Genomic DNA, 2,560 nt, shown 5'->3' with positions numbered 1-2,560 from the left:
GGCTGCTGGCACGTAGTTAGCCGGTGCTTATTCTTACGGTACCGTCATTAGCCCAGGGTATTAACCCAGACCGTTTCGTTCCGTACAAAAGCAGTTTACAACCCGAAGGCCTTCTTCCTGCACGCGGCATTGCTGGATCAGGCTTGCGCCCATTGTCCAAAATTCCCCACTGCTGCCTCCCGTAGGAGTCTGGACCGTGTCTCAGTTCCAGTGTGGCTGGTCGTCCTCTCAGACCAGCTACAGATCGTTGGCTTGGTGAGCCTTTACCCCACCAACTACCTAATCTGACATCGGCCGCTCCAATCGCGCGAGGCTCTTGCGAGTCCCCCGCTTTCATCCATAGATCGTATGCGGTATTAGCGCAGCTTTCGCTGCGTTATCCCCCACGACTGGGCACGTTCCGATGCATTACTCACCCGTTCGCCACTCGTCAGCACCTTGCGGCCTGTTACCGTTCGACTTGCATGTGTAAAGCATGCCGCCAGCGTTCAATCTGAGCCAGGATCAAACTCTTTAGTTCGATCTTGAATTTACTCATAAAAACGGAATTGAAGTGAACTTCACTTCTATTCTCATGAGCGTTTAAAGTCTTGCGACTTGGACTCCGAAGAACCCGTTTTCGCAATCGCCTTCAAACGCCCACGCTTATCGGCTGTATATTTTTAATGATCCTGCAAACCCAGCAGCTTCTTGCCACTCCGTCTGCTTGCTTAGCTGCGATCAGCTGAGCCTCGTATTATGACACAGTTTTTTGCGTCTGGTCAAATTATTTCAGGGTTTGTACTGATTTTCTTCTGACCTCTTCGTTGCTCTGAGCGCCTGTCTTTCGACTTCTTCTTTGTGAGCAGCGAAGCCTTGCAGTATATGCCAGATTTCTCGGTTTCGTCAACGCACTGCAAAAAAGTTTATAAAAAGCCTGTGACACCACCGGGGTTCATCCCATAGTCCTCAACGGCAGGCGGCGCAAACGCTGGCCGTTGAGCTGGTACAGCGCGTTGGCCACGGCCGCAGCCAACGGTGGCACACCCGGTTCGCCCACTCCGCTCGGCGCTCGCTGCGAGGGCAGGATGTGGGTGCGCACCTGCGGCGCCTGAGCCAGCGTCAGCAAGGGGTGGCTGGGGAAGTTGTTGCCCTGCACGCGGCCCTTCTCTATATGTATGTCGCCGTACAGTAGCGCTGTGAGGGCGAACACGACCGAGCCCTCCATTTGCTGAGCCACCGTTGCGGGGTTGACGCAGATGCCGCAGTCGATGGCGCAGTCCACCTTGTGCAGGCGGATCTGCCCCCGCTCCAGCGACACCTCGGCCACCTGGGCCACGACGCTGCCAAAGGATTCGTGCAGGGCAATACCTCGGGCCCGCCCCGATGGCACTGCGCTGCCCCAGCCGGCCTTTTCGGCGGCCAGATTCAAGACCGCCAGATGGCGCGGTGCACGGGCCAGCAGCGTGCGGCGGAACTCGAGCGGGTCGCGTTCGGCCAGCGCGGCCAGTTCATCGATGAAGCTCTCGGTAAAGAACGCGTTGTGGGAATGCCCTACCGAGCGCCAAAAGCCCACCGGCACGCCACTGCGGGTGGCGACATGGGCCATGTGCTGGTGCGGGATGTCGTAGGGCTGGTCAAACAGGCCTTCTGCGGTGGTCTTGTCGGGTGGGTCCACCGGGCCGGACAGGGCGGGCATGGTGCGTTCGATCCAGCGCGGGCTCACCGCGTCGCCCGCCGCGCGCACTTGCAGCACCTGCAGTTGGCCCTCCGCATCAAGCAAGCCCTTGAGCCGCGCCGTCTGCATGGGGCGGTAGAAGTCGTGGGTGAAGTCTTGTTCGCGCGGCCAGATGAGTTGCACCGGGCGCCCGCCACATTCCTGCGCGATGCGAACCGCCTGGCCGACAAAGTCCACGTCGAGCCGCCGCCCGAACCCGCCCCCAAGCTGCGTCACGTGGACCGCAACCTGCTCCAGTGCCACACCGGCCACGCGGGCCGCCAGCGCCTGTGCCAGTTGCGGCACCTGCGTGGGCAGCCAGATGGTGACCCGCCCGTCCTGCACCTGGGCGGTGCAGTTCATGGGCTCCAAGGTGGCGTGGGCCAAATAGGGGGCGTGGTAGCTGGCCGCCAGAAGCCGGGCACCCGGCGTCGACTGGGCGGTTTTCAGTTCCTGTAGCGCTTCGCCACGCTGGTAGAAGCCAAAACCGCTCTGCTCGTCCAGGGCACGGTCGAGATCGCGCGCGATCTGCGCGCTGTCCAGCGAACCCGCCAGACGTGGGCGCCAGTCGGTCTTGACGGCGGCAGCGCCACGCTCGGCATGCCACCAGGAGCTGCCCACCACGGCAAAGCCCGCGCCCGCGCCCGCATAGGGAGGAAACGAGACCACCCGCTCGACGCCGGGCAGTGCCAGTGCGGCGGCCACGTCCAGCCCGCCGGGTGCACCACCCAGCTCGGGCGCCATGCGCAGCGAAGCGAACACCATTTGCGGCAGGCGCACGTCGAGCCCGAACTGCGCGCTGCCAAACACCTTGGACGGAATGTCTTTGCGCGGCGCGCCCCGCCCAATCTGCTTGAATGCGCT

General features: G+C 62.1%; 1 protein-coding gene and 1 rRNA gene. Both read right to left on the bottom strand.

The features are described from left to right. Positions 1–520: ribosomal RNA gene (locus ABYB95_RS21330) — 16S ribosomal RNA — on the bottom strand; the annotation flags it as partial. 414 nt (positions 521–934) lie between these two features. Continuing rightward, positions 935–2,560 (bottom strand): xanthine dehydrogenase family protein molybdopterin-binding subunit (locus tag ABYB95_RS21325; RefSeq protein ID WP_372661648.1); only part of this gene is annotated, 1,626 nt, incomplete at its 5' end.

This window comes from Hydrogenophaga sp. (assembly GCF_041633695.1).
Classification (GTDB): Bacteria; Pseudomonadota; Gammaproteobacteria; order Burkholderiales; family Burkholderiaceae_C; genus Hydrogenophaga.
Note: the sequence above shows the minus strand (reverse complement) of the source record. Positions and strands in the feature narration are given on the sequence as shown.